Source organism: Arthrobacter sp. StoSoilB5 (assembly GCF_019977235.1).
Classification (GTDB): domain Bacteria; phylum Actinomycetota; class Actinomycetes; order Actinomycetales; family Micrococcaceae; genus Arthrobacter.
This window is the reverse complement of the sequence record NZ_AP024646.1, coordinates 1,923,789-1,948,635: the sequence shown is the minus strand read 5'-3', so window position 1 is coordinate 1,948,635 and position 24,847 is coordinate 1,923,789. Positions and strand designations below refer to the sequence as shown.

At 63.6% G+C, this 24,847-nt stretch carries 21 protein-coding genes; 7 read left to right on the top strand and 14 right to left on the bottom strand.

The genetic code is table 11. From position 1 onward, the window contains the following. Nucleotides 1-99 precede the first annotated feature (99 nt). Complete coding sequence (locus LDN75_RS08830; RefSeq protein WP_223936859.1) at nucleotides 100-1,464, bottom strand: TRAM domain-containing protein; 1,365 nt, start codon at nucleotides 1,462-1,464, stop codon at nucleotides 100-102. Then, nucleotides 1,461-3,473, bottom strand: coding sequence for an APC family permease (locus LDN75_RS08825; RefSeq protein ID WP_223936857.1), 2,013 nt, complete (start codon nucleotides 3,471-3,473; stop codon nucleotides 1,461-1,463). Before LDN75_RS08825 ends, LDN75_RS08830 begins: the two co-directional genes overlap by 4 nt. A 79-nt stretch (nucleotides 3,474-3,552) precedes the next feature. On the opposite strand from LDN75_RS08825, the gene LDN75_RS08820 reads away from it, so the two are divergent. Next, nucleotides 3,553-4,224 carry a TrkA family potassium uptake protein gene (locus tag LDN75_RS08820; protein WP_223936855.1) on the top strand — a complete coding sequence of 224 codons (672 nt, stop codon included), beginning with the start codon at nucleotides 3,553-3,555 and terminating at the stop codon, nucleotides 4,222-4,224. Further along, nucleotides 4,224-4,958, top strand: a complete 735-nt coding sequence (locus LDN75_RS08815; protein ID WP_223936854.1) for an NAD-binding protein — start codon at nucleotides 4,224-4,226, stop codon at nucleotides 4,956-4,958. The genes LDN75_RS08820 and LDN75_RS08815 overlap by 1 nt, the downstream gene beginning before the upstream one ends. On the opposite strand, the gene LDN75_RS08810 is transcribed toward LDN75_RS08815, so the two are convergent. The 4 genes from LDN75_RS08810 to dut are packed head-to-tail and all read right to left on the bottom strand — an operon-like array spanning nucleotide 4,928 to nucleotide 7,413. After that, a complete protein-coding gene (locus tag LDN75_RS08810; protein ID WP_223936847.1) occupies nucleotides 4,928-5,710 on the bottom strand; it encodes a DUF3159 domain-containing protein in 783 nt (260 codons plus the stop codon). The genes LDN75_RS08815 and LDN75_RS08810 overlap by 31 nt on opposite strands. After that, on the bottom strand, nucleotides 5,707-6,081 hold the full coding sequence (locus tag LDN75_RS08805) for a hypothetical protein (RefSeq protein ID WP_223936841.1): 375 nt from the start codon (nucleotides 6,079-6,081) through the stop codon (nucleotides 5,707-5,709). Before LDN75_RS08805 ends, LDN75_RS08810 begins: the two co-directional genes overlap by 4 nt. Beyond that, complete coding sequence (locus LDN75_RS08800) at nucleotides 6,074-6,847, bottom strand: DUF3710 domain-containing protein (RefSeq protein ID WP_223936833.1); 774 nt, start codon at nucleotides 6,845-6,847, stop codon at nucleotides 6,074-6,076. The genes LDN75_RS08805 and LDN75_RS08800 overlap by 8 nt, the downstream gene beginning before the upstream one ends. A gap of 53 nt (nucleotides 6,848-6,900) precedes the next feature. Beyond that, entirely contained in the window at nucleotides 6,901-7,413 is a 513-nt protein-coding gene (gene dut, locus LDN75_RS08795; RefSeq protein WP_223936831.1) for a dUTP diphosphatase, read from the bottom strand. Between the two features lie 91 nt (nucleotides 7,414-7,504). Here dut and LDN75_RS08790 point away from each other — a divergent pair, with 91 nt between their 5' ends. Then, nucleotides 7,505-7,996 (top strand): DUF3093 domain-containing protein, encoded by a 492-nt coding sequence (locus LDN75_RS08790; RefSeq protein WP_223936829.1) that lies wholly within the window; start codon nucleotides 7,505-7,507, stop codon nucleotides 7,994-7,996. Between the two features lie 47 nt (nucleotides 7,997-8,043). On the opposite strand, the gene LDN75_RS08785 is transcribed toward LDN75_RS08790, so the two are convergent. Continuing rightward, the gene (locus LDN75_RS08785) at nucleotides 8,044-8,343 is read right to left on the bottom strand and encodes a DUF4193 domain-containing protein (RefSeq protein ID WP_216923072.1); all 300 of its coding nucleotides are present in this window, start codon (nucleotides 8,341-8,343) and stop codon (nucleotides 8,044-8,046) included. A 305-nt stretch (nucleotides 8,344-8,648) separates the two neighbouring features. Here LDN75_RS08785 and sepH point away from each other — a divergent pair, with 305 nt between their 5' ends. Beyond that, on the top strand, nucleotides 8,649-10,076 hold the full coding sequence (gene sepH / locus LDN75_RS08780; protein ID WP_223936827.1) for a septation protein SepH: 1,428 nt from the start codon (nucleotides 8,649-8,651) through the stop codon (nucleotides 10,074-10,076). Nucleotides 10,077-10,169: 93 nt separating this feature from the next. Continuing rightward, nucleotides 10,170-11,144, top strand: a complete 975-nt coding sequence (locus LDN75_RS08775; protein ID WP_223936825.1) for an IS481 family transposase — start codon at nucleotides 10,170-10,172, stop codon at nucleotides 11,142-11,144. 79 nt (nucleotides 11,145-11,223) lie between these two features. Here LDN75_RS08775 and LDN75_RS08770 read toward each other — a convergent pair whose 3' ends face one another. The 4 genes from LDN75_RS08770 to LDN75_RS08755 all read right to left on the bottom strand — a co-directional run bounded on the left by LDN75_RS08770 (nucleotide 11,224) and on the right by LDN75_RS08755 (nucleotide 16,702). Then, entirely contained in the window at nucleotides 11,224-11,988 is a 765-nt protein-coding gene (locus tag LDN75_RS08770) for a thymidine kinase (protein WP_223936823.1), read from the bottom strand. Next, the gene (locus tag LDN75_RS08765) at nucleotides 11,981-13,186 is read right to left on the bottom strand and encodes a nucleotide pyrophosphatase/phosphodiesterase family protein (protein WP_223936821.1); all 1,206 of its coding nucleotides are present in this window, start codon (nucleotides 13,184-13,186) and stop codon (nucleotides 11,981-11,983) included. The genes LDN75_RS08770 and LDN75_RS08765 overlap by 8 nt, the downstream gene beginning before the upstream one ends. Before the next feature lie 20 nt (nucleotides 13,187-13,206). Continuing rightward, nucleotides 13,207-13,932, bottom strand: a complete 726-nt coding sequence (locus LDN75_RS08760; RefSeq protein ID WP_223936819.1) for a DUF5998 family protein — start codon at nucleotides 13,930-13,932, stop codon at nucleotides 13,207-13,209. 82 nt (nucleotides 13,933-14,014) lie between these two features. Then, nucleotides 14,015-16,702, bottom strand: coding sequence for a bifunctional GNAT family N-acetyltransferase/acetate--CoA ligase family protein (locus tag LDN75_RS08755; RefSeq protein WP_223936817.1), 2,688 nt, complete (start codon nucleotides 16,700-16,702; stop codon nucleotides 14,015-14,017). A 54-nt stretch (nucleotides 16,703-16,756) separates the two neighbouring features. Between LDN75_RS08755 and LDN75_RS08750 the strand changes: the two genes are divergently transcribed. Then, on the top strand, nucleotides 16,757-19,282 hold the full coding sequence (locus LDN75_RS08750; RefSeq protein ID WP_223936806.1) for a DNA topoisomerase IV subunit A: 2,526 nt from the start codon (nucleotides 16,757-16,759) through the stop codon (nucleotides 19,280-19,282). A gap of 90 nt (nucleotides 19,283-19,372) precedes the next feature. On the opposite strand, the gene LDN75_RS08745 is transcribed toward LDN75_RS08750, so the two are convergent. After that, nucleotides 19,373-19,756, bottom strand: coding sequence for a VOC family protein (locus LDN75_RS08745; RefSeq protein ID WP_223936800.1), 384 nt, complete (start codon nucleotides 19,754-19,756; stop codon nucleotides 19,373-19,375). A gap of 129 nt (nucleotides 19,757-19,885) precedes the next feature. Here LDN75_RS08745 and LDN75_RS08740 point away from each other — a divergent pair, with 129 nt between their 5' ends. Beyond that, nucleotides 19,886-20,404, top strand: coding sequence for a DinB family protein (locus tag LDN75_RS08740; protein ID WP_223936798.1), 519 nt, complete (start codon nucleotides 19,886-19,888; stop codon nucleotides 20,402-20,404). On the opposite strand, the gene LDN75_RS08735 is transcribed toward LDN75_RS08740, so the two are convergent. After that, the gene (locus LDN75_RS08735) at nucleotides 20,401-21,399 is read right to left on the bottom strand and encodes a GNAT family N-acetyltransferase (protein ID WP_223936797.1); all 999 of its coding nucleotides are present in this window, start codon (nucleotides 21,397-21,399) and stop codon (nucleotides 20,401-20,403) included. The two genes, LDN75_RS08740 and LDN75_RS08735, sit on opposite strands and share 4 nt — an antisense overlap. Before the next feature lie 34 nt (nucleotides 21,400-21,433). Next, the gene (cydD, locus tag LDN75_RS08730) at nucleotides 21,434-24,841 is read right to left on the bottom strand and encodes a thiol reductant ABC exporter subunit CydD (protein ID WP_223936796.1); all 3,408 of its coding nucleotides are present in this window, start codon (nucleotides 24,839-24,841) and stop codon (nucleotides 21,434-21,436) included. Between the last annotated feature and the right edge of the window lie 6 nt (nucleotides 24,842-24,847).

The following is a 24,847-nucleotide window of genomic DNA, read 5'->3' as shown; positions in this document are numbered from 1 at the left end:
GGCATCGATCACGTTCAAGCACTGCTGGAGGGCAGTTCCGCCGAATGCTGCACGGCCCGCATCGCCCGCCATGCGCTGGCGTGGCGGGCGATAACCTGCCTAAGCAGCGGGAACGATGAGCGCGACGGTCTCCAAGTGATGGGTGTTGGGGTACAGGTCGAATGCCCTCAACGATTCCAAGCGCCAGCCGCCTTGCTGGAAGTAACCCAGATCACGTGCAAAAGAAGCCGGGTCACAGGACACATAGGCAATCGCCCGGGGACGCGAAGCCATGAGTTGGTTCACCACGGCCTTTCCGGCCCCTACGCGCGGCGGGTCCAGGACCAAGGAATCGAAGTTCCGGGGGCGTTGGTGCAAGACCCGTTCCACCCGTCCCTGCACGATTTCAACATGGGATTCTCCGTGCAGGTTCTTGCGCGCATCACGGCTGGTGCCAGGCGCCCCTTCAACGGACAATACCGAACCTGTAACTCCTACTGCGTCAGCCAAAGGTGCAGTAAACAGGCCTGCGCCTGCATAGAGGTCCGCTACAGCAGCACCTGGTTGGAGGTACCCTCCGCCCGCGAGGTAGCCGGTCACCGCGTTGACAAGGGTGTCCGGCGCGTCCTTGTGGATTTGCCAGAAGCCTTCGCCTGTGACGCGGTATTCGTGACCGGCTGCCGATTCCTGCACCCAGGTCCGGCCCCGAAGCTGCAGCACCTGGCCCTTGCCGGGATCAAAGCTGGCCACTGAAACATCGTGCGGCAACTGCGAAAGGATGCTGTGGAGCCGCTTTGGACTGGTGGCTTCCTCCGGTGCCAGCAACACAAGAGGCCTGGAGCCATTGGCCGGCGACGCCACTTCGATACGTGCTATCCCGCTGAGGTCCAGGTCCCACAACCGGAGATCGTTGATTCCGGGAAGGGCCAAGGGCATCTCCCGGATGGGCACCACCACGTCTGATCGGTGGGCATGCATACCCAGCCGCCCCTTGGGTGTGACGGCAAAGCTGGCGCGGGTACGCCAGCCGAGTCCGCCGTCGGGGGCACCCACTGCTTCAACCTCGACGGCGAGGTCCAGGCCAGCAAGTCTCTTGAGTTGTTCCGAGAGCACTTCAGCCTTCAGGGCACGCTGCCGCTGCAGGGAGATGTGGCCGAGTTCGGCACCGCCAACAGGCGGATTTCCCTGCCGCCACGCCGCCAGCGAGTCGGCCAGCTTCCAGAAGTGCGGCACGCGGTCCGGCGAGGCTTCCAGGACTTCGACGACGTCGGCACGCCAGAAGCGCGACGAGTCACCGGAGTCGGTCAACCGGATACGGACCTTCTCCCCCGGAACGCCGTGGCGTACGAAGATGACGCGGCCTTCATGGCGTGCGACGAAGTGCCCGCCATGCGCGATGGGGCCAACGTCAACGATCAGTTCGGTGCCCGGCGTGCCTTGGCCTCCGCTGTTTTCAGTGAGAGGGGAAATGCTGTGGGAGGTCATTGGGTATCCTGCAGTGCCTTTGCTTCTTCGGACGACTTCAGCTGCCACGGAACGCTGGCAACCATGACTCCAGGTTCAAAGTGGAGCCGCGTCTTGATTCGGAGTGCCGTCTGGTTGTGGACCAGCTGCTCCCACCATTTGCCCACGACGTACTCAGGGATGTACACCACGATCAGGTCGCGGGGTGAGTCGCGTCTCATGTTCTTGATGTACTCCATGATCGGAGTCACGGTCTCGCGGTAGGGGCTGGCCAGGACGGTGAGCGGTACTGGAATTTCCAGCTTTTCCCAATCCCGGACGGTGTGTTCTGTCTCTTCGGAGTTGATATCCACGGTAATCGCATCGAGCCGCGATGGCCGCGACGCCCGGGCGTAAGCCAGGGCACGGAGTACGGGTTTGCGGACGTGCGAAACAAGCAGCACGGCGTGGACCCGGGTAGGCAGCGCGCGCGGCGAGGAATCCTCGTCAACGGCCAGTTCCTTGGCAACATTGTCATAGTGCGCCCGGATACTCCACATGATCAGGAACAGCACGAACATGGCCAGCAGCGCGATCCAGGCACCTTGCTCAAACTTGGTGATGAGGACGATCACCAGAACCAGCGCAGTCATGCCGAACCCCACCATGTTGATGGTCCGGGACTTGATGATCCTGCGGCGGATGGCTTTATCCCGGGCCAGCTTCAATTCGCGGCCCCAGTGCCGGACCATGCCGAGCTGGCTGGCGGTGAAGGAAATGAAGACACCTACGATGTACAGCTGGATGAGCTTGGTGACATCGGCGTTGAACGAAAGGATGAGGACCAGCGCCCCGGCCGCCAGGGCAAGCACGCCGTTGCTGAAGGCCAACCTGTCGCCGCGGGTGCGGAGTTGCCGGGGAAGGTAGCCGTCCTGCGCCAGGATGGAGCCCAGTACAGGGAAGCCGTTGAACGCGGTATTGGAAGCAAACACGAGGATGACGCCAGTGGCAGCCACCACGACGTAAAAGGGAATGGAACCCGCCCCAAAAATAGTGTCCGCGATCTGGCTGATCGCCGGGTTTTGGATGTAGCCCTCGGGCAACGGCTTGCCATCAAGGAGGAATTCCTTGGCGGGATCCAGGACAATGTGCACCTTCGTGGCGTTTGCGAGATACAGGATGCCCGCAAGCATGGCCGCCGCGATCGCGCCAAGCAGCAACAGCGTTGTGGCTGCGTTCTTGCTCTTGGGCTTTTGGAAGTTGGGCACACCATTGCTGATCGCCTCCACACCCGTCAAGGCGGCAGCGCCCGAGGAAAAGGCCCGCAGCAACAGGAACGCACCGGCAAGGCCAACCAGGCCTTCATCGAAGCCGGCCTCGGGCACGATGGTGAAGTTGGCGGATGGTGCCTCGCCCAGTTGTCCCGTAAGGGCCTGGAAAATGCCGACGAGGGTCATTCCCAGGATGGACGCCATGAAGATGTACGTGGGAACGGCGAAGACCGTTCCGGCTTCCTTGATGCCCCGCAAGTTGACCAACGCGAGAATGATCACGCCCACAGTTGCGATCATCGCCTGTTGGCCGTGCAGCGAAGGGATTGCTGTTGTGAGATACGCTGCCGCGGACGACATCGACACTGCAACGGTCAGGACGTAGTCCACGAGGAGCGCCGAAGCGACTGTGAGCCCGGCGTACCTTCCCAAGTTGACGTTGGCGATCTCATAGTCGCCTCCGCCCGATGGGTAGGCGTGCACATTCTGCCGGTAGGAGGCCACTACTGTAAGCAACACCACCATCACGGCCAGCCCCACCAGCGGCGAGAACGCAACCGCACTGACGCCGGCAAGAGCCAGGGTCAGCAGGATTTCATCCGGCGCGTAGGCCACTGAAGACAGGGCGTCCGAGGCGAAGATGGGCAAAGCGATGCGTTTGGGCAAGAGGGTGTGGGATAGGCGGTCATTCCGGACTGGCCGGCCCACCAACACCCGCTTCGCTGCATTCAGTATTGTCAACACTTTCGCAAAACTACTCTGAATCCCCAGCGATGTCATGACGGCGGTCTCCGCTTTACGTCCACCGCACCGGTAAAGTCTTACGCAGCGGCACGGTAAACACACATAAGGAGACACGGTGGCTCACTTCGTGATCATGGGTTGCGGCCGTGTTGGCGCAACCCTGGCACACACTTTGGAAGACGCCGGCCATTCGGTGGCCATCATCGATCAGGACGAACGGGCGTTTCGTCGGCTGCGCAACACGTTTACCGGCCGCAAGGTCACTGGCGTTGGTTTCGACAGGGACACCCTGAAGCAGGCCGGGGTGGAAGAGGCTTACGCATTCGCCGCTGTTTCCAGTGGTGATAATTCCAATATCCTGGCCACCCGCGTGGCACGCGAGACCTTCCATGTTGCACACGTCGTGGCCCGCATCTACGATCCCGGCCGCGCCGAAATTTACCAGCGCCTCGGCATCCCCACCGTGGCCGCCGTGCGCTGGAGCGCCGACCAGGTCCTCAGGCGCATCCTTCCCGAGCAGCATCTCGCCGGCGACTACCGTGAGCCATCCGGGCGGCTCGTCCTGGCCGAAGTGGATCTGCACGAAGGGTGGATTGGCCATAACCTGACGTCCATCGAAGCTGCCGCAGGCATCCGCGTGGCCTTCCTGACGCGCTTTGGAGAGGGCCTCCTGCCCCAGCCGGGTACGGCCTATCAGGAAGGCGACACCGTCCACGCAATGTTGAGCCTGGACAGGACCTCGGAGATCAGCCGGGTCCTCGCCAAAGCACCGGCCAAGGAGTTTTAGTGAAAGTTGTCATCGTTGGCGCAGGCAGCGTCGGCTCGTCCATCGCCCGTGAGCTCTTGGCCCACAACCACCAGATCTTGCTCATCGACCTCAAGCCCGAGGTCATTGGCCGCAGTGGCCTTCGGGGTGCGCGCTGGCTGGTGGGCGACGCCTGCGAACTCAGCACCCTGCAGGACGCGAAACTTGAGGATGCCGACGTCGTGGTTTCCGCAACGGGTGACGACAAAGTGAACCTTGTGGTGTCGCTGCTCGCCAAGACGGAATTCGCTGTGGGCCGCACTGTTGGGCGCGTCAACAACCCCAAGAACGACTGGATGTTCAATGACTCCTGGGGTGTGGACGTCGCCGTCAACACTCCCCAGCTCATGACTGCCCTGGTGGAGGAGGCCGTGGAAATCGGCGACATCGTACGGCTGTTGACCTTACAGACCGGCGTCGCCTCGATCGTGGAATTTACAGTCCCCCACGACTCCCACGTCATTGGGAGCACGGTGGGCGCTATCGAGTGGCCTGAAGATGCCACCCTGGTAGCCATCCTTCGCGATCAGGCGCCCATCACCCCAAGCCGCGATGACGTCCTGGATGGTGGCGACGAACTGTTCTTCGTGACCACCATCGCAGCAGAGAACGGCCTCCGGGCCCTATTGTCACCAGCGTCCATGGCGGGCCAAGGGCCCCGCGATGGCGCATCAGACGTTGCGGATCAGGCCGAGGACGACGGCTTCGACGGTTGAGGTGCCGGCTTGGTCACAAGCCAAGCCACCCAAAGGCCGAGGATATACAGCGGTGCACCCATCACGAGCCGCGTAGTAGCCAATGCCGTCAACCCTGGCTCACCCAGGAAGTACAGGGGCACCTGCACCACTAGCCGCAGCGCGAGTACGGCTATAACAATCCAGGTGCCAAGCTGGTAGGCCCGCAGCCGCTCAGGATCTTTACGCCATTCAAGGCCCTCGTTCCGGACAAATCCAAACAACAAGCCGGCGATGGGCCATTTCAGCACGATGGACAGCACCATGCCGGTGATATAGGCAATGTTGGTGAAGAAGCCGAGAACGTAGAAGTCTTCAGCCTTCCCGGTGGTGTTGGCCAACCACGCAGAAATCCCGACGCCGACCACACCGGCGAGTGCCTGCGTCAAGGGACGTCGTTGGATCAGGCGGACAACGGTGAAGATTGCCGCGGTAGCCAACGCCGCCACAAGGGAAACCGTCAGGTCCCGGCTGACAGTGAACACCACGAGGAAGAGAAGGCCCGGGAGGATGCTCTCCGCGATGCCTTGGACTCCTCCGGCGGACTTCAACATGTCCACATGGCCGGCACTGTTGCGGTGGAGTCCCGCCTTTTCTGCATAGCCAGCAGCTAAATCGGCAACGCCCGGGCTTTTGCTTGCCGGGGTCGTGGCTGACCCCGTAGCCGTGGTTTCACTCTTCCCCGGCCCGGGCTGTGTGGGATCCTTCGGCTCTGGTCCGTTGGCCATGGTCATAGGTGCTCCTGACGGGAAAGTATCTCGTAGCGTGGATTGAACATCGCAGGCAGGCCGTCCAGTTGGGTCACCATGCCGTTCAATCGCAGTTCCACTCCCGCTTCAATTCCGGGTACCCGGTCCCTGCCCAACCAGATGACGCGGAGCCGCGTGTACGGCTTCTTCACTCCCCCACCGCCGATCGACGATTGCGAACTGTGCTCCAAGGCATCCACAATGATTGCCGAAAAGAAGGGTTGCTCACTTGGCGGTTGATGCGTGACAGATTCGATGAATCCGGTGCACGTGGCCCTTCCACGGGCGGGTAGGTCGCGGATGCCTTGATGGGGATGCTCGCTGGCAGGCCCCGACGAGCCTGGCGTATCAGCCAATCTGGGTGATCTCCGGTCCACGCTCCGGCTGCTGCATGGCGGGCCCGCCTTGCTGTGCGCCGGGTTCGGCAGCTGCCGCCTGGGATTGGGCTGGGCCCTGGGCGGCAGCATCCTTGGGCAGGCGCAGCTGCAGCAATTCGCGCGGCGGCATAGGGTTGTCACCGCGGACAACAACCACGCGCCGGAACAGTTCTTCCAAGCCTGCCGCGGCCTCCCGGTCCAGTGCCGCTTCGCCACCGAGGACACCACGAAGGAACCACCGGGGACCATCCACACCCATGAAGCGGGCGGCGCGGAAACCCCGGCTGCCATCGGTAGCCTCGGCTGGCAGTTTCGCCACGAGCTCCGTGCCAAACGTTCCAGGCACTTCTTCAGTCTCGCCACCCTGGCTGGCTACGGATTGTCCGATCTGCTCGCGGATCTCATCCCAAAGGCCTTCCGAACGCGGGGCAGCGAATGCCTGGAGCTGGAGGCTTGAGCCGGCCAGGTCCATGGTAACGGCCACCACGCGCTGGGTAGCTTCTTCCACTTCCAGCCGTAACTGGAGTCCGTCGGCCGGGGCGATCAGGAGTGCGCCAAGATCCACGTATCCATCGCGGTCCTCGATCTCATCGATGTCCCAAGGGCCTTTGCCAAGCCGGAAATCACCCTTGGTGCCGGACTCGCCAGCTGCAGGGATTCTTGCCTCAGCCGCGTCGTTTTCCTCGACGGTGCCAGCGGTTTCCGGCCGCTCGGCCTTGGACTTTTTGCCGCGCCCAAAAAGCATTGGGTTGTCTCCTTAGTAGTGGTCTATCCCCAAGTAAACCGCAACCCCGTGGGTTATCCGGCCACCGGTGCGTTGAATCCGCCGGTGGAACCAAAGCCGCCCGTTCCCCGGGCGGAGTCGGACAGATCATCAACCATCACGAAGCGCGCGTACTCAACGCGCTGAATAACCATTTGGGCAATTCTATCGCCGCGCTTGAGCTCAATGGCGTGGTTTTGATCGGTGTTGAGCAGTGTGACCGCGATTTCTCCGCGGTAACCTGCGTCCACAGTTCCGGGTGCGTTGACCACAGTGAGGCCGTGCTTGGTCGCCAGGCCGGACCGCGGGTGGATGAGTGCCACAAAGCCGTCCGGGAGGGCAATTGAAACGCCGGTAGGAACCAATTTCCGTTCTCCAGGGGCAAGTTTCACATCCTCGCGGGCCCGCAAGTCCGCGCCGGCATCGCCGGGGTGCGCATAGGAGGGGGCTTCCAACCCGGCGTCGAGCATCTTCAGCTGAACGTCCAAAGTGGGCGCGCCGTACGCTGCGGTGGTCTCATTACTGAATACTGCGGTCTCGTTGCTCACAGTGGACTATTCTACTGGGCCCATCTCTACTGGGCCCATCCATGAAGGCACTCCGGCAAGTAGCCACGCCAAGGGCCGATAAGCTGGACCCATGCCTACGTCTGACCAGTCCGCTCCCGTGCCTGCCCGGAACAATCCCACCGCCTCCGAGGTACTGTTCACCGAGAAATTATGGCCAACCATTTGGATCTGGATCGTCGTCGTGGGCCTCTCGGGCGCTGGAATCCTGATGTTCGCACCCATCAGCGCCGCTGCGGGCATCATCGCCGCCCTGGTTCTCCTAGCGATCATGACCATCCTGTTGGTGGTCTCAACGCCCACCATCATCGTGACGCGGGACAGCCTGAGGGTGGGGCGGGCCACCATCGAGCGAAAATTCGTCGGCACCGCGGAGGCGTTCAAAAAAGAGGAGGCCACCGCCGAGCGTGGCCCCCGCCTCAATGGGCTGGCGTACATGTGTTTCCGCGGGTGGATCGATCCCGTAGTCAAAATCGCCATCACCGATCCCGCCGACCGAACGCCTTATTGGTTGGTGTCTTCCCGCAGGCCGGACGAACTCGTCGCCGCGTTGAGCACGCGATAGGGCGCCTCACCGGCCAGTCGCGTCACCAACCAACCGGGTTAGTACAGCTAGCTCTCGCATTCGGTGCAGTACAGGTGCCCATCCCTCTCTGTGGCAATCTGTGAGCGGTGTTTGACCAGGAAGCAGTTGTAGCACGTGAATTCGTCAGGCTGCGGGGGCATGACCTGAATCAGGAGCTCTTCTCCGGAGAGGTCCGCTCCCGGGAGCTCGAAGCCATCGGCAAGATCGGTCTCATCGACGTCCACCGCGGAGGATTGCTTCCCCGACTGGCGCGTCTTGAGTTCCTCAATGGAGTCCTCGCTGACGTCTTCCTCGGTCTTTCGAGGGGCATCATAATCCGTGGCCATGGTCCTTCTTCATCCTCCGTACCTGCTCCGGGTGGGATTCCGGCCTGGCGGATTTCCTGCCCGCCGCCGGTCTAAGGGTGTAACGCCGGACGCCCCGGATTTGTGCCCGATATCGGCCAGATTGTCCTCCCCTGTCCAGCGATTGTCCAGAGGCGCCAAATTGTCCTCCGGATAACGGAAAGGATCCGCCCGGAAATCTGCCATTTTCGCCGGAATATCACGGCACGCCCTTTGTCCTAGTAGGAAAAGGGCAGTCTGGGTGGCAGAGTTTCGAATGTCAGTTATGCCATGTGGTGGAGGGTGTTATGCAGGATCTACGGCTGGTAGGCGTCCACGACGACGGCGGGCATCTGCTCCTGAGCGGACCCGGCGGTGCGATGTTCCAGCTTCCGATCGACGAGGCACTTCGTGCCGCGACGAGCCGGACCCCTGCCCAGGTTGCCGCGCGGGCTTCAATCACTCCAATTGCCATGTCCCCCAGGGATATCCAGTCCAGAATCCGCAGTGGATCCACGGCTGCCGAAGTCTCCGAGTTGTCCGGGCTGCCGCTTGCCAATGTGCAGCGTTATGAGGGCCCCGTCCTCGCTGAGCGCGAGTACGTCGCGCAGCAGGCCCGCAACATCGAAGTAGCGTCCCCCGCCCCGGGGCATGACATCTACCGCTCTGTCTTTGGCGACAACCCAGCGACGCTTGGCGAAATGGTGGCCCACCGGCTATCCGCGCACGGCATCGATTCTTCGACGGTTGAATGGGACTCCTGGCGCCGCTCGGACGGTTCCTGGACCGTCGTCGCGCGCTTTGACGCGGTCCCTGGCACCCACGGAAGTATTGGCGAGGAGCCACCAGCGATGTGGACGTTCAGTCCGCAACGGAAATCCCTCCAAAACGCCAACCGCTGGGCCCAGCAGCTCAGCGAACTGGAGCCGCTGGACGGCCCAGTTCCTGCACGCCGGCTTGCCGCTGTTTCGGATCGTCCCTTCGATTTCGAGACCGACGCCGAAACCGCAGCTCGCGCGTCTGCGAAGGAATCCGACAGCCTGCTGGAAATGCTCCGCTCGCGCCGCGGGCAGCGCCTCGGTGTGGACGAAGACGGTGACGACGCCCTGGCTGTCCTGCTCAGCAACGTTCCGGCAGCCCACCCGAGGACCGGCGCGGAAGACCAGCAGCCCGCCGAGGAAGCAGCCCCGGATCAGCAGGAATCCAGTGCCCCTCCGGCGACTGAGCCGTTACGGAAGGATGGACGGCCATCGATGCTGTCCCGGCTGAGCCTGGCGCCCCGGAACCATGACTCGAACGAGGAAGACCCCCTGAAACTCCACGACGGTGTCAGCACGGAAACACGTGAAATAACTGTTGTGGCCAGTCCGCTGCGGCCTGTCACGTCTTTGACTGGACGCAAGCCGGCTGCTGGCAGGGCTCCGGAAACCACCGACGCGGAGGCGCCCGCCCAGGAAAAGGGACCCGCCCAGGAAAAGGGACCCGCCCAGGAAAAGGCGACCATGCAGCGGGCGGGTTTGGATGAGCTGCTTGGCGGGGCTGTGATCCCGGAGGCACAGGTTGATCGTCCTGCATCCGGTGCCCAGTCAGTTGCACAGGAGAAGGCATCACTCGAAGCCAGGGAAGGAGGCGCGCACAAGGACGCTGAGGCAACCGTAGAGCGCCAGCCCTCCCGGCCTAAGCGGTCAAGCATTCCCAGCTGGGACGAGATCGTCTTCGGCGCCCGCGGCGACTAGTTGTACTGAGTCAGGACGTTGGTTACATCGTGAATAGGTGAAGACCTCTTAGGTTGGTGGTTACCACACACAGCCAACGACTAAGAGGTCTTCATGTCCCACCGTAATGCCCGCTTGACCCCGACCGGTAGGCGGATCCTTATCGAGCGCGTCCTCGCCGGCCGTCCCGTGGCCCATGTGGCCAAAGAAATGGGCATCTCAAGGACCTGCGCGCACCGCTGGATCAGCCGGTACCGCACCCATGGCTGGGCCGGCCTCGAGGACCGCAGCTCCCGCCCAAGGTCGTGCCCACACGCGACTTCTGCTGCGCTGGTTGCCGATGTCCTGACCCAGCGCGTGAAGCACCGCGAAGGGCCAGCGGGCCTGGCAGCCCGGTGCGGGACGAGCGCCCGGACGGTCTCCCGCATTCTGACCCGCGCGGGCATGCCCCGGCTGTGGGACCTGGACCCGGTGACCGGGGAACGGATCCGGGCATCCCGTGCCACGGACCGCCGGTACGAGCGCGACGCTCCCGGAGACATGATCCATATCGACGTCAAGAAACTAGGCCGGATTCCCGACGGCGGAGGCTGGCGGGCAGACCCGAACCAATCCGCCCGCAACCACTCAACAGGCCATACAAGGGTCGGTTTCGACTACGTCCACGTGGCCGTCGATGACCACACTCGTCTGGCCTACGCCGAGGTCCTGCCCGACGAGAAAGGCCCGACCTGCGCAGGGTTCCTCACCCGGGCCGCAGCGGCCATGGCAGCCAACGGCGCGCCAGTCAGACGGGTCATGACCGACAACGCCTTTGCCTACCGGTTATCGAAAGATTTCCAGGACGCACTCGCTGCACTGGGCGCCAAGCACGTCCTGATCAAACCCCGCCATCCCTGGCAGAACGGCAAAGCAGAACGCTTCAACCGCACCCTTCAAGAAGGCTGGGCCTACCGGCAACCATTCACTTCCAACCAGGCCCGGACAGACGCCCTGCAGCCATGGCTAGACTTCTACAACAACCACCGGCCGCACAGCAGCCTCGGAGGCAAACCACCCATCAGCAGGTGCAAACAACCTACTGACTGAGTACAACTAGTCCAGCACAACGGCAACAAACGCAGGCAGCACCACGGCAACATCGCAGGCGACAACAGTTGCAGGCCGGCTAGCGCCGCATCGAACCAGAGCCAGCACCGGGCCAGAGGCAGGCATCGACGTCGAACGGAAGAGTCTGGTCTGCGCCGGCCATCAGGTTGGCCCCGTGGGCAGTCACTCGGCGCATGTAGTGGCGTCGGCACAACGTTTCATATCCAACCACGGGTTCATCGCCAAGAGCTGCTTCAAGATCTGCCCCTGGCTGAACGGCATCGCTCAAGCCCGGGACCTCGCTGGCGTGCTGGGGAGCGACGTCGCCAACCATGACCTGGTCGCCTTCCACCACCATGATGCCGTCCACCGTTCGTGCATTTTGGGTTGCGCGGCGCCCGCACCAGCACAAGGCCTCGACCTGTAAGACCTGCACTTTGTCGGCGAGCTCGATCAGACGCTGCGAGCCGGGAAACAAGGTGGTACGGAAGTCCGAGGTGATCCCGAACGCGAAGACGTCCACGTCCATCTCATCCACCAAGCGTGCCAGCTGCTCCACGTGGACAGCCGAATAGAACTGGGCTTCGTCACAGATCAGGTAGTCCACGCGAAGCCCGCTGGTCCGGCGTACAACTACTTCCTCCCAGAAATCGGTGTCGGTCCGGACTTCAACTGCGTCTGTCTGCAGGCCCAACCTGCTGGAGATTGTTGAATCACCGGCACGGTCGTTGCAGCTGAAACGTACGCCACCCCTGCCCCGCGCGCGGTGGTTGTAGTCCATTTGCAGGGCGAGCGTGGACTTACCGCAGTCCATGGTGCCTGAAAAGAAGACGAGTTCAGCCACGCTTGCCCTTTTTACCGGCTGCGGGGAAGCAAAGGAACGGCACTTCGCGTTCTGCCTTGGTCAGGGAACCATGTTGGCCTACTACTTCCAACGATGCCGGGCGGACCCTGCGGGTGTCATAAAGTGCCAAGGTGTCCCGGGCGGCGATCATGACATCGCCGATGCGAGCGGCTACCTCTGGCTGGACATCCCCAAACAACCCGGCGCGGATCGCCTGCTCACGGGTGAAGGCCCAGATGCGTTCACCGAACCGTGTCCGCCACGCGGAAATCAGCGACTCACGCTGCGCATCGGGAAGGCCGGGCTCGAGGTAAAGGTGCACCATGCGGGGTTCACCGGCAGTATGGCGGACTCCGGCAACGAGTGAAGGATCTGCGGAGTAGTCAATGCGCTGGGACTCAGGAACGTCCAGCATTCCGTGATCCCCGGTCACCACAATCGTGGTTCCCGCGGGCAGCGTTGCGGACAGTCTCTTCACCGTGGAGTCGAGTTCTTCAAGCTGGTGTTCCCAGCGGTCGGACTGGCAGCCGTAGCGATGGCCTGCTTTGTCCAATTCATTGACGTAAAAGTACATGAGCGAACGGCCCCCGCCGGACATCGCCTCCGCTGCGGCGGCAGTACGCGCATGCAGGGTGGTACCGCCCACGAAACGGCTGCCGCGGAGGGCTGCCTGGGTCATGGGGGAATTCCCGAACTGCGGGAGGCTTACGGTGACGACGTCGACTTCCGCCGATATGCGCTCGAACACCGTGGCGTGTGGCTGCCAAACAGCAGGATCTACGTGTGCGTCCCAGTTGCCAAGCAGGTTCACCACTTTGTCCTGCGAAGGATCCAGGACGTCGTAGCCCACCATGCCATGCTGCCCCGCGGGGAGCCCGGTGCCCAGGCTGGCAAGGGAAGCCGCAGTTGTGCTGGGAAAGGCTGAATCAATCCAGTTGGGGACGCTGCCTTGCCCGGCGGCCAGGATGGAACGCAGAAACGGTGTATGCGAGGCCTTTTGCTTGAGCAAGTTGCGACCCAGTCCATCGGCAAGGACTACGCAGACGCGTTGCGAGGCAGGCAGGTGAAGCTGGTTGGCGAATCCGGGAAGGCCCATGCTCGCGGCCGCACTGGTGAAGACCTCGGCGATCGACCTGCTCCCGAAGAGCGGAGCCGAAGGGAGGTCGGCGGCCGGTGCCGCACCCGGGGTTGTTTGCATGTGCTCCTGTGCAGTGACCCTCAACGCTGGTGTCCGCGGCTCAAGCGGTTGCTGAAGACCCCTGAACGTGGCCGCGGCGCGGGGATGCCGGCGTGCGGAACGGGTGTGGGATTGGCCGTGTTCACGGCACGCAGAGCGCGGGCGAAGACCTTGGCGTCCTGGACCGCTTGGAGGCCGTCCGCTTCGGCACTGATGCGCAGGACGATGTCTTCCTGCGCGATGGTTCCGCTGTAGCCGTGGTCTGCCTCGCACTGGGGATCCCCACAGCTTGCCGGCCCCATGTCCAGGCGCTGCCCGCCGGACCAGGCTATGGATACCGTCATTTCCCGCACGGGATCGGACGGCTTGTAGTCCTGTGGCTGGGCGTACATGTAGCTCAGGACCACCGAACGGATCTGGGCCACGGGCACGGACTCCGTGGAAATCTGGGCAACGATCTGTTCCCCGGCTTCATCCAGCTGCTGGTCGTCAACGTGGGTGATCACCAGCATGTCTTCCGTGAGCACGAGAACCGTGATGTGACGGCGGACCTCGGCGCGATCAAAGTGTGTCTCAAGGTGCACCAGGTGTGACAAGCATTCGCGGCCGTCCAACGCGTCATCAACGACGTCGGCAACCAGCCGGGGGTAGAAACCAGCCTGCTGCAGCGCTTGATCCAGGCTCTGTCCCTGCGAGCTATGGTTGTGGGCGGTGTGGTGCCCGGTATTGGACGGACGGGACTGAGGCGTCGGAGACTGGGTGCTCATTCCCCCCATTTTCACAGATCCACTGGGGACTTCCTAACTGCCTGCCCCGCCGCCAAGCCTGTCGCTGGCGTGCAGGGAACGCTTACCCACGCATCGCCCGCCGGGCACTGTCCGTGCGCCGCGCCGCGTTTCCGATCCACACATCGGCACCCAGAATCGTTGCACCGGCAGCACCAGCGAGAACCGGATTGAACTCCACAAGGGCGATTCCGGGGTGGTCATCCTTGAGTTTGGCCAGCCTGGCAGCGATGTCCTCGAGGGCAGGCACGTCCACTGCAGGGAGTCCCTGGTAGCCGAACAGCTTTCTGGACGCCCGCGGCGAGCGGATGAGATCGTGCAGGTCTGCAGCGGACAGCGGCGGCACCCGGTGGGCCCAATCGTCCAGGAGATTCACTGCATCTCCGGCCAAGCCGAAAGATACGACTGGACCCAGCAAGGGATCCTCCATGGCGCGGAACGTGCATGCCTGGCCTACCGGGGCCATTGCCTGGACTTCAAGTGACGGCGAACCATAAGGCTCCAGTGCGCGCTTCATCTGGGCGATGTTCTGCCGCAAGGACTCGGCATCCTGGATATCCAGCCGGACGCCGCCCAAGTCCAAACGGTGCCTCAGCGCCGGATCAGTGGTCTTCAGGACCACCGGCCAGCCCAGGTTTTGGGCTGCTTCAACAGCTTCTCCGGGTGTCCCAAAGCCGATTGTCGGCACCACGGCGATACCGTAGCGGGCCAGTAACTCCGCGGCAGCACCGGCGTCGAGCTTCCGGAGTTTCTCGCCGGTCACGCCAGCCAGCATGCCGGTCAACGCCTCCCTTGTCCCGTCCACGTCGCAGCCACCGGGTTCGACGAAAAGACCTTGGTCGCGGTCCAGCCATTGTGCGTAGCGAACAATCGCGGCCAGCGCCCCCACAGCGGCACCTGCGTTGGAATAGCACGGCAGCAACGGTCCGCCGGAGTCCCCCAGCATGCCTTCTACGGGAATGGAGGGGTCCAGAATTCCCGTGAACACTGCCACTACCGGTTTGCCGGCCTCGGCAGCACACTCAGCCAGGACACCAGCCAACGCTTCCACGGTCAGTCCCCGTGCAGGCAGGAGTGCGGCCACGATAGCGTTGACGGATTCGTCCGCGAGGCTTTCCTGCAGGCTTTTCCGGAGCGCTGGAAGGGCAAGCGACATGCCGGCGTCGAGATCGATGTCGGTTACCATCCGGTTCACATCGAGACCAAGGGGTCCCGCACTGTCAGCGACAACTTTCCCCAAGGCGACGGAGTTGGAGTAAACGGCCACGCCAGGGCCAGCGGGCAATGCCTGCGAGGAGACGATCTGGGCGATGTCCATCAATTGCTCAATGGTCCCCACCCTGATGACGCCAGCCTGTCGCATCATTGCATCGACCGCGGCGGCGGGTGCCTGCGTGGTCCGGACCTCATGTCCTGGCGGCAGGCGCAGGCCCGTGACGTCGGACTTTGCCACGATCACCGGTTTGCTCCGGGACAACCTGCGGGCAAGCCGGGAGAACTTGCGCGGATTGCCGATTGACTCAAGGTAGAGCCCTACTGCGGAAGTATCGGCGTCGTCCTCCCAGTACTGCATGGCGTCGTTGCCCGAGACATCTGCACGGTTCCCTGCGGAGAGGAAGGTGGACAGGCCAAGCCGACGCCGCCGGGCCGCGGCGTAGACGGCCACACCCACAGCGGCCGACTGGCTGAAAAGGCCCAGTCCGCCGCGTGGCGGCATGCTGGGAGCCATGGAGGCATTGAGGGACACGGCAGGGTGCGTGTTAAGGATCCCCAAAGACTCGGGCCCAATCACCCGCATGCCGTTGGCACGGGCGCGCCGCACCAACTCATGCTGGCGTGCAAGGCCCCTCTCGCCGTCGTCGGCAAATCCTGCAGTTGCCACCACGATTCCCTTGACGCCTGCTGCTGCGCAGTCGTCCACCACCTTGGGCACTTCCTCGTAAGGAACTGCGATGATGGCCAACTGCACGGGGCCTGGGATCTCCGATAACCGGGCAAAGGAGATCATGCCAGCGAGCTCGAAAGCCTCGGGATTGACCGCATAGACCGGGCCCTTAAAGCCGCCCTCGATGATGTGTTCCAGGAGTTGGTAGCCGACTGTCCCCCATTTGCGGCTGGCACCGATCACCGCCACCGACGACGGCGCCAGCAGGTCGCGTACGCTGCGCGCCTCTGCGCGGTGCTCGCGTGACTCCATAACTGCCCGCGATTTCTCGGTGGGATCAATATTGAACTCAACGCTCACCACGCCGTCATCGAACCCGCGCTTGAGGTCATAGCCGGCATCGGCGAACACCATGAGCATCTTGCGGTTTTCGGGCAGGACCTCGGCGATGAATCTACGGATTCCGTTCTCCCGTGCGGCGGCCGCCAAATGCTCCAGGAGTATCGAGCCGATGCCACGGCCTTGATGGGCGTCGGAAATGTTAAAGGCGACTTCGGCTTCGTCGGGGTCTTCCAGCCGGTCGTAGCGGCCCACTCCCATGATTTCGCCGCCGATCGTGATGACGAATGCCACCCGGTTCACATGGTCCACTTCGGTGAAGCGCCGCACTTCTTTTCCGGAGAGCTTGGGCTTGAAGGAGAAGAATCTCATATAGATGGAGGCCTGCGACTGGCCCGCGTGGAACGTCTGCAAAGCCTCGGCGTCCTGCGGCCGTATGGGGCGGAGGTGGGCTGTCCCGCCGTCGCGCAGGACGACATCGGCCTCCCAATATTCCGGATAAATGCCGACGCCGGGCTGATCCACCATAGGCTTAGCCTAGCTAAAACATCCGCAGTACATCTTTAAGGATCCACCGACCCCATGGCCCGCAGCCAAACTCCCGCACGCAAGGGCGAGCCCCTCGGCGATTTTACCGAGAACATCGTCGACATCGACGTCACTTCCGAGATGGAGGGCTCCTTCCTGGAGTACGCCTACTCGGTGATCTATTCGCGTGCCCTTCCTGACGCACGTGACGGCCTGAAACCGGTTCAGCGCCGCATCCTCTACATGATGGCGGACATGGGCCTGCGCCCGGACCGGGGCCATGTCAAGAGTGCCCGAGTCGTGGGCGAAGTCATGGGAAAGCTCCACCCGCACGGCGATGCCGCGATTTACGACGCCATGGTGCGTATGGCCCAGGACTTTTCCCTCCGCCTGCCGTTGATCGACGGGCACGGCAACTTCGGCTCGCTCGACGACGGTCCCGCAGCTCCGCGTTACACCGAGGCTCGCCTGGCAGCGGCTGCGCTGACCATGACGGACCACCTCGATGAAGACGTAGTGGATTTTGTCCCCAACTACGACAACCAGCTGACGCAGCCCGAGGTCCTCCCGGCAGCGTTTCCCAACCTGTTGGTCAACGGCACCACAGGCATTGCGGTGGGTATGGCCACCAACATGGCTCCGCACAACCTTGTTGAGGTCATTGCTGCCGCACGTCATCTGATCGCCAATCCGGATGCGACGCTCGATGACATCATGAAATACATCCCGGGTCCGGACCTTCCCACGGGTGGCCGCATCGTGGGCCTGGACGGCATTCGCGATGCCTATGCCACAGGTCGCGGTTCGTTCAAGACGCGCGCCAAAGTTGAGGTGGAGCAGCTCTCCGCCCGCCGCACGGGCCTGGTAGTGACCGAGTTGCCGTACATGGTGGGCCCGGAAAAAGTCATCGAAAAAATCAAGGATGCCGTCAACGCCAAGAAGCTGACTGGCATCAGCGACGTCGTGGACCTCACCGACCGCAACCATGGGCTGCGCCTGGTCATCGAACTGAAGAACGGCTTCAACCCCAACGCCGTGCTCCAGCAGCTGTACCGCTACTCGCCCATGGAAGACTCCTTCGGCATCAACAACGTCACCCTGGTGGACGGCCAGCCGCAGACCCTGGGCCTGTTGCAGCTCCTGCAGGTGTACGTGGACCACCGCCTCAACGTAGTCCGCCGCAGGACCGCGTTCCGCCTGGGCAAGAAGAAGGACCGGCTCCACCTGGTGGAGGGCCTTTTGATCGCGATAGTGGACATCGACGAGGTCATCCAGATCATTCGTTCCTCGGATGAAGCCTCCGCAGCGCGTGAGCGGCTGATGTCCATCTACGATCTCACCGAGATCCAGGCCAACTACATCCTGGAACTGCGCTTGCGGCAGCTGACCAAGTACTCGCGCCTTGAATTGGAGAAGGAGCAGGACGAGCTGCGCCGCGAGATCGAAGCCCTTGAGGCCATCCTTGGCTCCGACCAGCTGCTCCGCGACCTCGTTTCAGGTGAACTGGCCGAAATCGCTGCGAAGTACGGCACTCCCCGACGGACCGTGCTCCTGGAGTCCGAGGCAGTCTCCCCCACGGTGGCTGCGTCCCTTGCGGCTGCGGCCCCGGGCCCCAAAGGCAAGGCCGCGGCCCTCCCCCTGGAAATCCCGGACGATCCTTGCTGGGCGCTCCTGAGCGTGTCCGGACAGATCGCACGTACAACCAACCAGGAACCGCTGGCCGAGGCTGGTCCGCGGGCGAAGCACGACGTCTTCCGTTCGGTGGTGAAGACCACAGCGCGCGGTGAGATCGGAGCGGTCACCTCCCTGGGCCGCATGCTGCGCCTACAGGTCATGGACATGCCCGCCCTCCCCCCTGTTGGAGGTCTGCCAAACCTGGCCGGTGGAGTTCCGGCCAAGGATTTCATCACCTTGGTCAAGGGCGAGACTTTGGTTGCGTTGGTTCCGTTGGATGCCATCCTTGCCGTAGGAACGGTGCAGGGCGTGGTGAAGCGTGTTCAGCCGGAATACCCGTTGAACCGTGAGGATTGGGAAATCATTTCCCTCAAGGACAAGGACACGGTCCTTGCCGTGGAACCCGCGCAGGAGGACGACGTCGAACTCGTCTTCGTGACCAAGCAGGCCCAGTTGCTGCGGTTCAGTGCGTCCAACGTGCGTCCGCAGGGACGAACGGCGGGCGGTATGGCGGGGATCAAGCTTGCCGCTGACGACGAGGTGATTCACTTCGGCACCGTGCGCGCCAACGATCCTGCCGCCGTCGTGGTGACCATTGCCGGTACCAACGGCGCCCTGCCAGGCACCGCGCCCGGAACCGCGAAGGTGACGGCCTTCGAAGAGTATCCCGCGAAGGGCCGGGCCACCGGTGGCGTGCGCGTCCACCGCTTCCTCAAAGGTGAAGACACCCTGCTCCTGGCGTGGGCCGGACACGGACCAGCAAAGGCGTCATCGGCGGCCGGAGTGGCAAGGGCGCTCCCCCATGAGCACGGCCGCAGGGATGGTTCAGGCGTGCCCCTTTCTCAGCCCGTGGAGGCGATCGGTCCGAGCATGGCGTGGCCTGAAACGGCTGCGGCAACCGAGTAGCAATCCTGTAAGGAAATACAGCAAGGCCGGCGGTTTGCAGACCGCCGGCCTTGCTGTTGCCTTGGCCCCGGTGAGGCCTTTCCGGCCGGGTTAGCCGTTCTGGTTGATGCTCAGTATGTTTCCTTCAGTGTCCAGGAACCACGCTGCGGCGCTTCCGTCAGGCATTGTGGCGATGCCGTTTTCAGTCTTGAGCCCGGGGAAGTCGTAGTCTTCGAACTCGACGCCCTTCTCGCGGAGTTCCGCCATCGTGGCCGCGACATCACTGACCATCCAGCCCATCTGTGTGTTCTTGGCCGTACCTGCATTGGGTGTTTGGTAAATGAAGAATCCCGTCCCGTCTCCGCACCTGTACTGCAGGTTGTCGTCGGCGTCTGGATTTTCCGGTTCGAGTCCGAGTTTCTCGCTGTAGAACGCGCGCGCCCGGGCAATATCCGATGCCGGCAGAACGGCACCCACTTGCTGATCCTTGAGCATATTTTTCTCTTTCCGGCTCTCCCCCCGGAACGAACTTTACTCCTGGGCGGGCACGAAGTAATGGGCAAATGGCTGCGGATTTTACGCCTTGTCCGGGGTTGCCGGGCGGTAACGCCATAGACTGGCGGCATGCCGATCATCCCTGACGAAAAAGACTGGACATGGGTGCTTTCACGGCCCTGCCCCGAGTGCGGCTTTGACGCCTCAACCGTCACGCCGTCCACTGTCCCCGGAACGGTCCTGAACATGCTTCCAAGGTGGCGTGCCGTCCTCCGCCGCGAGGACGTAGCAGTGCGCCCCAACGACCACACCTGGTCACCCTTGGAATATGCGTGCCACGTGCGCGACGTCTTCAGCCTCTTCGACCAAAGGCTGAACCTGATGCTGAGCGATGACAACGCCGCGTTTGCCAACTGGGACCAGGACCAAGCGGCGATCGACGCCGAATATGGACGTTCGGATCCCCGCGTTGTTGCCGACGAACTGATCGCGGAAGGGGAGCAAATTGCCGAGTCCTTCGCCCGGGTGGTGCAGGACGAGTGGCAGCGTACCGGGCGGCGCAGCAACGGTTCCGAATTCACCGTGCTGACGTTCTCGCAGTACTTCCTGCACGACGTCGTCCATCACCTCCACGATGTTGACGGCTAAGGAAGCCAGCTAGAGCGTCTTTCCCACATCATGCTTCGGTTCACCGGCTGGTATCCCATTCCGAGATAGAGAGCCAGTGCTCCGGTCGGATTGGCAGAATCCACATCCAGCGACGCAATATCCATCCCTGCGGCGGAGAACCGCCGCAGGGCGTCGGCCAGCAGCGCTTGCGCTATGCCCCGGCCACGATAGGCCCGCCGGACTCCAAGCAGCTCGGTGTAACCCTCCTTGAAGCCGCGGACGGCTGCTGAGTCGGGATCGTGGCTGGCCAGCTGGTATCCAGCCACTTCGCCCGTAGCGGCGTCGACCACCACGGCGCTCCAATCGTGCCTTGCCGTGGGTTCCTCAATGGTGAACCGCCACGTCTCTTCGTCGCGTGGCTCACTTCCCCAGTGATCCCTGAAGGCATCGTTGTGGGCTTGGCGCACGGCTTCTTGGAGGGATGGCTGGAACGTGCCCAGCTTGAGTCCGGGTTCGAGGCGTGCATCGGGGGCAGGGATGGACAACGGCCGGTGCATTTCGTTGAACCAGCGCACAATGCCATACCCCCGCGCCCGGAGCAGCGCTGCCTGGTGATGGTGTTGTTCTTCCGTTTGGATGCGGAGGCGGGGCGGCGCAGTGGTGTGGCCTGCCTCCGTATCAGCCCGGAACCGGTTGCGGGCCTGTGCTTCCTGCCACGCAAGCAGCGCCGAGCCGATGCCCCGGCGCTGCCAGTCCGGGTCTACGCAACCCATGCCTGTGGCTTTGTCCCCTTCGGGGTTTTTTGTGATGCGTCCGTAGGCGCGCGCAACGCCACCGGCGTCGAATCCCAGCAAGGTGTTGGTCCTGGGGTCGTTCTTGGTGGACTCCAGGACGTGGACAAGGTCGCCGCGCTTTTCGAACCAGACGGGATGCTCGACGGCGGCAGTCCGGGCGATCAGTTCCGCCCAGTTATCGAGGTCTCCAGTTGTGGCAGGCCTCCACTGCAGACCGGTTCGGCTGGCATCGGGCTGCATCAGGGGTGGAACCTCACAAGGCATGCCAACTAGGCTACTGGTGGGTAGGCCATCCCACCAGCTCAGCCGCGCGGGCAAGCTCGAGCCTTGCGTCCGCGGGATCGATGTCCTCGGGATTGTGGGTCACCAACACAACTGTCACGTCCCTCAGACCCCGACGCAGCGCGGCCATCATGTCGCGCGCAGCTGCAGCATCAAGGTGCGCTGTAGGTTCGTCCAGCAACAGCACGCTGGCCCCCGTCAGGAGAGTCCTGGCCATGGCGAGGCGTTGTCGCTCACCACCGCTGAGGAAAGCCCCGGCGGGTCCGATGCGTGTATCGAGCCCCTCCGGCAAAGTGTCCACCAAAACGTCAAGCCCCACATCCTTCAAGGCCTTGTACATTTCCTGTTCTCCCGGCTTCTTCCCAGCGGGCCTTGCCAGGAGGAGATTGCCTCGAATGGTGGAGTCGAAGAGGTGGGCTTCCTGCGGGCACCAGGCGGCCGTACCTGTAAGCCGTACCGTTCCCGCCGACACGGGAAGGAAGCCGAGGAGCACCGATAGCAGCGTCGATTTGCCGGCTCCAGAAGGCCCGGTGACTGAGAGCCAGCGGCCGGGCCCAGCCTCAGCACTGACTCCGGAGAACACCGCCGGGCCGCCGGGCCACGCGGCAGCGATTCGTTCCAACTCAAGCCCCGCCTTACCGGGCCGGTCAGGCAACGGGTGCGTACCGGCGTCGTGATCATCGGGGTCCGGACCTGCGGGGACGGACAACGCGCCCGTAGCTGCCACCCGCCCCAGGACGTCTGCGAGCGCCGGGCCTTGGCGAACGGCGGAAACGGTTGCCGCGTAAGGCTCTACCAGGGCCAGCTGCATCAAAACGACCACGGCGACCAGGGCAGGCGTGGCGGAACCATCCTGCACGGATCCGGCACCCAGGAGGGCCGCCCACAGGGCGGCGAGCGAGCAGGCGAGGACGGTGACGGCCTGGCCAAGGCCTTCGGCCCAGGCGGAACGTTGCGCGGAAACAGTGGCATCGCGGTCTTTGTCGCTGAGTATGGCGAGGATGCGTCCGGCCACGCTGTTCGCGGTCAGTTCGGCGCGGGCGTCGAGGGCGGCCGCAACGCCGCGGAGCACCCCCGAACGTAGCTGTTGTTCGGCCTTGGCGGCGTTTCGGTCAGCCAGGACGGCCAGTAGCGGCGCAAGGATGAGCCCTACTACGGCGGCAGAGGCAACCGCTGGCACGGCAGCGGGCAAAACCATGGCCGTTGCCACGATGGCCGCACCGGCGACGCCCACGGCCGTCAGCGGAGGGAGGGCGACCCGCGGGAGGAGGTCCCTGAGTGTGTCCACATCGTCCACGATCGAGCCCAGGACGTTGCCGCCCTGCAAAAGCCGGCGTAGTGCCAGTGCCCGGCGGCTCAGTGTGGCCCAGAGCGCGCCCCGCAGCCGTGTCATCGCAGCGAAGACGGCATCGTGGGTCAGGAGCCGCTCGCAGTACCGCAGGACCGCCCGGCCGATGCCGAAGAAACGTACGCCAACGATCGCGCCCAGGAGGTAGAGGATGGGCGGCTGTTCGCTGGCGCGGATGATGAGCCAGCCTGACAGGCCGGAGAGGGCAACTGCGAAAAGTGCGGCGAGGACTCCGACGACGCCAGCTGCGGCGAACTTTCCTTGGACCGGGCGCAGGACCAGCGCGAGCCGTTGCAGGCTTCGAAGCCGCCCTTGGTTGACGTGTGCGCGGAGGCCTTCTTCCAGTGCTGCTTGCCGGCTGCCTGGATCCGTACCGGCGATGACGTTGAGCGAAGGCTGGTGCATGTCGGTTGAAACGACGTCCGTGGTGAAGGCAGCGTTTAGTGTCGGTGTGCGGCTGTGCGGCTTCACAGGGACTATGTGGTCGGCGAGCGCACGGGTGGCGGAATCGTGTGCTACGAGGATGACGGTGGCTGAGCCGCGGAGGGACGTGATGGCAGAGCGGACCACGCTGGCGGAGTAGTGGTCCAAGTGTGCGGTGGGCTCGTCCAGGAGCAGCAGGGTAGCCCCTGAGTCCACTCGTGCCAGACCGCGGGCAAGTGCCACGCGGCGCAACTCCCCTGGGCTGAGTTCGGCAGGGTGCTTGGTGGCGAGGTGCTCGGCGGAGACCTTCCGAAGGATGCGCGCCACAGCATCTGCGGTATCCGCTGGGTGTTCCCCGCCGAGGTACAGTTCCATTTCCTCCTGCACGGTGTTGGCCACCATCACGGGGTGTTGCGGTACCCAGGCCACCGCTCCGGTGGCCGCGCCGGTGATGGTGCCGGTCACGGCTGCGCCGGGGCCTGGCCCGACGAGGCCCGCCAGGACACCCAGGACTGTGCTCTTGCCGGCGCCACTGTCGCCGTCGAGTGCGGTAATCGAGCCTGCGGGGGCAGTGAAGTCCAGAACCTCGACGGCGGGTGCGGACCGTCCGGCGTAGGTTACCGTGAGGCCTGTCACGACAACGTCGGCCGGCCCGGCGCTGGGCGGCTGGTTGTCGGTAAGGCGTTGGTGGCTGGGCGCCTTCAACACTGCAGTGGCCGTTTCCAGGGCCGCCCTGCCGTCATCGCTGGCATGGTGGGCGGTGCCGAGATCGCGCAGGGGCAGGTAGCAGTCAGGCGCAAGGATCAACGCCAGTAGCCCAGCTTCCAGGGCCATGTCCCCGGCTACCAGCCGCACGCCAATGAAGACGGCGACAACGGCCACTGAGATGGTTGCGATGAGTTCCAAGGCCAAAGCCGAGAGGAACGCCGTCCGGAGCGTCACCATGGTTCGGCTTCGGTACTGTTCGGAAATGTCTTCGAGTGCGGCGCGCTGTTCGCTGGCCCGTCCCAAGCCCACCAGCACAGGCAGGCCCTTGGCGAGTTCCAGGATGTGCCCGGACAACCTGCGGAGGGTAGTTTGGGCATCCCTGACGTTCTCTTCCGTGTGCCGGCCTATCAGGATCATGAACAGCGGCACCAACGGAACGGTCAACACGATGACGACGGCGCTCACCCAGTCGGCAAGGAGAATCCGGGCTCCGATGAGCAGCGGAACTGTGGCGCAGTTCACCAAGGCTGGCAGGTACTGGGTGTAGTAGTCGTCCAGTGCGTCCAGCCCCCGCGTAGCGAGGATCGCCAGTCCGCCGTCGTTTGTTCCCTCAACTGCCGTTGTTCCGCCGTCAGCCAGTGAGCGCTTCAGGAGCTGCGACCGCAGTTCCTCCTTGACCCCCAGCGCGGCGCGGCGCGACGCAACTCCCTGGCCCCAGACAGCCAAGGACCTTAGCACCGCTCCGATGGCGCCCAACAGCAGCCCGTTGGTCCAATCGGACGGGCTTCCGGCCAAGCCAGCCAGCGCACCCGCCACGGCTTGGGCCAGGAGCACCAGGGACAGCGCCTTAAGGGCTGAGAGCAGGCCTATACCGTAGAGGGCGGCTCGAGTGGCCGGGCCGGAGGGAAACACGGGCTTCATGAGGCG

Coding starts and splice junctions, on each gene's coding strand:
- LDN75_RS08830 (WP_223936859.1), bottom strand. CDS start 1,464: ATGACCTCCCACAGCATTTCCCCTCTCACTGAAAACAGCGGAGGCCAA.
- LDN75_RS08825 (WP_223936857.1), bottom strand. CDS start 3,473: ATGACATCGCTGGGGATTCAGAGTAGTTTTGCGAAAGTGTTGACAATA.
- LDN75_RS08810 (WP_223936847.1), bottom strand. CDS start 5,710: ATGACCATGGCCAACGGACCAGAGCCGAAGGATCCCACACAGCCCGGG.
- LDN75_RS08800 (WP_223936833.1), bottom strand. CDS start 6,847: ATGCTTTTTGGGCGCGGCAAAAAGTCCAAGGCCGAGCGGCCGGAAACC.
- LDN75_RS08790 (WP_223936829.1), top strand. CDS start 7,505: ATGCCTACGTCTGACCAGTCCGCTCCCGTGCCTGCCCGGAACAATCCC.
- LDN75_RS08785 (WP_216923072.1), bottom strand. CDS start 8,343: ATGGCCACGGATTATGATGCCCCTCGAAAGACCGAGGAAGACGTCAGC.
- sepH (WP_223936827.1), top strand. CDS start 8,649: ATGCAGGATCTACGGCTGGTAGGCGTCCACGACGACGGCGGGCATCTG.
- LDN75_RS08775 (WP_223936825.1), top strand. CDS start 10,170: ATGTCCCACCGTAATGCCCGCTTGACCCCGACCGGTAGGCGGATCCTT.
- LDN75_RS08765 (WP_223936821.1), bottom strand. CDS start 13,186: ATGCAAACAACCCCGGGTGCGGCACCGGCCGCCGACCTCCCTTCGGCT.
- LDN75_RS08760 (WP_223936819.1), bottom strand. CDS start 13,932: ATGAGCACCCAGTCTCCGACGCCTCAGTCCCGTCCGTCCAATACCGGG.
- LDN75_RS08755 (WP_223936817.1), bottom strand. CDS start 16,702: ATGGTGGATCAGCCCGGCGTCGGCATTTATCCGGAATATTGGGAGGCC.
- LDN75_RS08750 (WP_223936806.1), top strand. CDS start 16,757: ATGGCCCGCAGCCAAACTCCCGCACGCAAGGGCGAGCCCCTCGGCGAT.
- LDN75_RS08745 (WP_223936800.1), bottom strand. CDS start 19,756: ATGCTCAAGGATCAGCAAGTGGGTGCCGTTCTGCCGGCATCGGATATT.
- LDN75_RS08740 (WP_223936798.1), top strand. CDS start 19,886: ATGCCGATCATCCCTGACGAAAAAGACTGGACATGGGTGCTTTCACGG.
- LDN75_RS08735 (WP_223936797.1), bottom strand. CDS start 21,399: ATGCAGCCCGATGCCAGCCGAACCGGTCTGCAGTGGAGGCCTGCCACA.
- cydD (WP_223936796.1), bottom strand. CDS start 24,841: ATGAAGCCCGTGTTTCCCTCCGGCCCGGCCACTCGAGCCGCCCTCTAC.